Genomic DNA, 4213 nt, shown 5'->3' with positions numbered 1-4213 from the left:
GGTCGGCGGCCGCCCCCGGCCCGGCCGGGACGGTGGCCGGCGCAGGCGACGCCGCCGAGGCGGCCCCGTCCGCCGACGCGGACCCCTCCGCCGGGGTGGACGTCTCCGCCGAGGTGGCCCGGTCCGCGGGCGCGGCCTGGTCGCCCGGCGGCACGGCGCCCCGGCTCCAGCCGTCGCGCAGCGGGTCGGTCGGCAGCGGCCCGCCGTACCAGTCCTCGATCAGCGCCCGGGCGATCGACGTGCCCGGCGGCAGCACGACGGAGCCCCGCTCGACCTCGGCGCGCAGCGTCTCCCGGTCGAACCAGCGCGCCGCGCGCAGCTCGTCGCCGTCGACGGTGATCTCCGTGGACAGCGCCCGGGCCCGGAAGCCCAGCATGAGCGACGCCGGGAACGGCCAGGGCTGGCTCCCCCGGTACTCGACCTCGCCGACCACGACCGAGGTCTCCTCGCGCGCCTCGCGGCGGATGGCGTGCTCGACCGACTCCCCGGGCTCCACGAACCCCGCGAGCGTCGAGAACCGGTGCGTCGGCCACGCGGAGGAGTTGGCCAGCAGCAGCCGGTCCGCCTCGTCGACGACCGCCATGATGACCGCGGCGTCGGTGCGCGGGTAGTGGTCCGACCCGTCGACCGGGCAGCGGCGCACCCAGCCGCTGGACACCGGCTGCGTCTCCGCGCCGCAGCGCGGGCAGCGGGGGTACCGGACGTGCCACTCGTACAGCGCCACCGCCGCGGTCGCCAGCCCCGCGTCCCGGGCCGACAGCTCGCCGCCGACCTCGCGCAGCGCGGTCCACTCGTCGCCCGGGGGCAGCGCCGACGGCGCGCCCTCCGGGACGTGGTGCGCCAGGTAGGCGGGGCCCGCGGGCCGGGTCTCGCCCGGCGCGACGCCCGGCAGGCGGTCCGCGTCGTCGTAGCCGAGGAACGCCCACCGCTCGGCGAGCGAGGAGCTCGGCGCCCGCAGCGCCGCCTCCTGCGGCGGGTAGAGCGCCAGCGCCGGGCGGCGGCCGCGGCGACGGGTCACGACCCGTCCGCCGGACACCAGCAGCACCCGGGTCGTGGCGTCGTCGAGCAGCGCGGGCAGCAGGTCCTCGTCACCGCGGAGGTCCGCGGCCCGGTCCGTGACCGTCCGCGACAGAGGGAGGTCGGAGGCGAACACGTCGCCACCGTACGCGTCGCGGGCGGCCGTCGCAGGCGACGGCCGAGCGGGGGCGGTGCGACGCGCGCCACGTCCGCCGGCAGCGCGCCGGTGTCCGCCGGGGTCGTGGCCCGGTGACACGCCCGGCGGCCCGCGGGCGGTCCCGGGCCCGCCGGGGTCCTACCCTGGGACGGTGCGTTCTCCCCTTGCTCTCGCCGCTCTCGCGACCGTCGCCGTCCCGGGCTTCGACGCCCGCGAGGTGCGCGCCGCCGCGGCCGCGGGGGACGACGACGTCGCCCTCGTGACCGACGGGCAGCGCCGGCACTGGGTGGTCCGCGCGCCCCGGAGCGCCGCCGCGGGCGCCGCCCTGGAGGCCGAGCTGGTGCTGCTGGGCGCGCTCGGCGACCAGGTCGACGCCGGGAAGCTCCCGTTCGACGTGCCGCGGGTCGCGGGCGCCGCGCCGCTCGAGGAGGGCGGCCGGGTGGTCGTCCACCGCGAGCTGCCGGGCCGCCCGGTCGACCTGGAGCGGGTCGCCCCCGGCCCGGGGATCGCCGCCTCGCTCGGCCGGTCGATCGCCGCGCTGCACGAGCTGCCGGTGGCGATCGTCGAGGACGCGGGCCTGCCCGCCTACGACGCTGCCGCGTACCGCACCCGCCGGCTCGCGGAGGTGGACGAGGCCGCGCGCACCGGCCGGGTGCCCGCCACGCTGCTGCGGCGCTGGGAGGAGCGGCTCGAGGACGTCGCGATGTGGAAGTTCGCGCCCGTCGTCGTGCACGGGGACCTGTCGGCGGACCACGTGCTGGTCGCGGACGGCGCCGTGACCGGGGTGACCTCCTGGGGCGAGGCCAAGGTCGCCGACCCCGCCGACGACCTGGCGTGGCTGCTCGTCGCCGCCCCGCAGGAGTCGGTCGACTCGATCATGGAGGCCTACCAGCTCCGCCGCACCGAGCTCACCGACCCGCACCTCGCCGACCGGGCCCTGCTCGCCGGCGAGCTCGCGCTGGCGCGGTGGCTGCTCTACGGCGTGCGGTCCGGGGACGACGAGGTGGTCGCGGACGCGGTGCAGATGCTCGACGAGCTCGACGAGCAGACCCGCGACGTCGCGGAGCCGGGCGCGGCCGAGCTCTGACCCGCCCGGCGCGGGGTCACGCCGGGCCGGCCTCCGTCGCCGCCAGGAGCAGGCGCTCGATCTCGTCCGCGCCCAGGAGGCGCTCCGGGCGGACCGTGCGGCCCGCGCCGACGTAGCAGAACGCCGCGCTGACCCGGTCGAGCGGGGTGCCGGTCCACCGGGACCACGCGAGCCGGTACACGGCGAGCTGCAGCTCCCGCACCGCCGTCGCGGCGGGGTCGGCCGGCGGGGCGCCGGTCTTCCAGTCGACGACGACCACGGCGTCCCGCTCCCCCGGGCGGTCGGGGTCGCGGAACACGGCGTCGATCCGGGACCGCAGCACGTAGCCGGCCACGGTCGTCTCGACGTCGACCTCGACCGCGACGGGCTCCAGCGCGGCCCACGGGGTCGCGAGGAACGCGGCCCGCAGCGCGGCCTCGTCGGCGTCGACCGGCACCGAGTCGTCGTCGGCCCCGGGCAGGTCGTCCAGGTCGACCAGCGCGGGCGAGCCGAAGAACCCCTCGACCCAGGCGTGGAACTGGGTGCCGCGCCGCGCCTGCGGGGAGGGCCGGTTGGGCACCGGGCGGCGCAGCGCGCGGGCGAACTCGCCGCGGTCGGCGGCCAGCCGGACGACGGCCGACGCCGACAGGTGCGCGGGCAGCTCGACCTCGGGCCGCGGCCGTGCCTCCAGCGCGCGCTCCGCGAGCAGCAGGTCGACGATCCGGTCCCAGCCGGACCTCGGCGCCGCCGCGGCGCCGAGCGCCGCGCGCTCGACCCGCGCCGCGCGCACCGCCGCCGCGCCCGCCTCGACAGCGGACCTGCGCACCGGGCCGCCCTCGGCCTCGCCGCCGAACGGGTCGGCGGGCCACACCGCCCCCGCCGCCTCCTGCGTCCGGGGGTTCTCGGTGGCCTCGTCGGGCAGGTCCGCCCAGCCGGCGACCCGCGCCAGCCCCGCGTCGACCACCTCGGTGAGGAACAGCGACGGCGGCCGCACCCGGGACCCGTCGCCCCACCAGGCGCCGGTGAGCAGCAGCGAGGCCCGCGCGCGGGTGAACGCCACGTAGGCGAGCCGGCGCTCCTCGGCGACCTGGTGGTCCCCCGCGTCCAGCAGGAACTGCTTGCGCCGCTCCTCGAGGTCCTTCGGGTCCGCAGCCCCGGCGTAGGCGAGCTCGGGCAGGTCGTGCCGGTCGCCGCGCAGCGGGTACGGCAGCTCGCCGAGGCCGGTCAGCCACGCCGAGTCGGTCGGCCCGTTCGGGCCCTGCGTCCGGGTCGCGGGCAGGCCGCCGTCGACCAGGCCGGCCACGGCGACCGCGTCCCACTCCAGCCCCTTCGCCGCGTGCACGGTGATGAGCTGGACCGCGTCCGGGTCGGGCTCGGCGACCGGCATGTCCAGGCCGTGCTCGTGCGCGTCGGCCGACTCCAGCCAGGCCAGGAAGCCGCCGAGCGTCGGGTCGTCGGTCGCGTCCGCGTACCGCACGGCGACCTCCCGGAACGCGTCGAGGTGCGCGCGGGCCCGGCCCGGGGCGACGCCCGCCCGGGCGGCGACCTCGATGTCCAGGCCCCAGAGCCGCTCGGCGTGCGCGACGAGCTCGGGCAGGGACAGGTAGGTGTGCTGGCGGACGGCGCGGAGCACCTCGCCGACGGCGGTGACCCGTGCCAGGCCGGTCGCGGTCAGGCCGCGGCCGGCGGGGCTGGTCCAGCCCGGCGGGGGCGGGGAGTCGACCGCGTCGACGATGCTGCGCTCGTCCACGACGTCGGCCACGACCGGGGCGGGCTCGGCGGTGCCGTCGCCGGGGACGCCCGCCGAGGGGACGCCGTCGATCGCGACCCCGTCGCCGGCGAGGGGGCCGCCCGCGGGCGGGTCGCCGGGGTCGCCGGGGTCGCCCGGGAGCGACGGGCCGAGCACGCGCACCAGCCCGGCGTCGACCGTCGGGTCCACGTAGTCGGCCTGCGCCCCGTCCCCGGGGACGGCC

Annotated in this window: 3 protein-coding genes; 1 reads left to right on the top strand and 2 read right to left on the bottom strand. The window is 79.4% G+C overall.

Annotation, left to right across the window (positions count from 1 at the left end; genetic code table 11):
* A partial coding sequence (gene nudC, locus FA014_RS18535; protein WP_195969373.1) for an NAD(+) diphosphatase occupies positions 1-1153 on the bottom strand: 1153 nt, incomplete at its 3' end.
* A 172-nt stretch (positions 1154-1325) separates the two neighbouring features.
* Between nudC and FA014_RS18530 the strand changes: the two genes are divergently transcribed.
* Positions 1326-2261, top strand: a complete 936-nt coding sequence (locus FA014_RS18530) for a phosphotransferase (RefSeq protein WP_154731091.1) — start codon at positions 1326-1328, stop codon at positions 2259-2261.
* Between the two features lie 16 nt (positions 2262-2277).
* Here the strand turns inward: FA014_RS18530 and FA014_RS18525 are convergent.
* On the bottom strand, positions 2278-4213 hold a 1936-nt coding region (locus FA014_RS18525; protein ID WP_195969372.1), incomplete at its 5' end, for a 3'-5' exonuclease.

The sequence above is a fragment of the Cellulomonas hominis genome, assembly GCF_005239125.1.
Classification (GTDB): Bacteria; Actinomycetota; Actinomycetes; order Actinomycetales; family Cellulomonadaceae; genus Cellulomonas; species Cellulomonas hominis_A.
The sequence above is the reverse complement of the archived record's forward strand: the minus strand, read 5'-3'. Positions and strand labels throughout refer to the sequence as shown.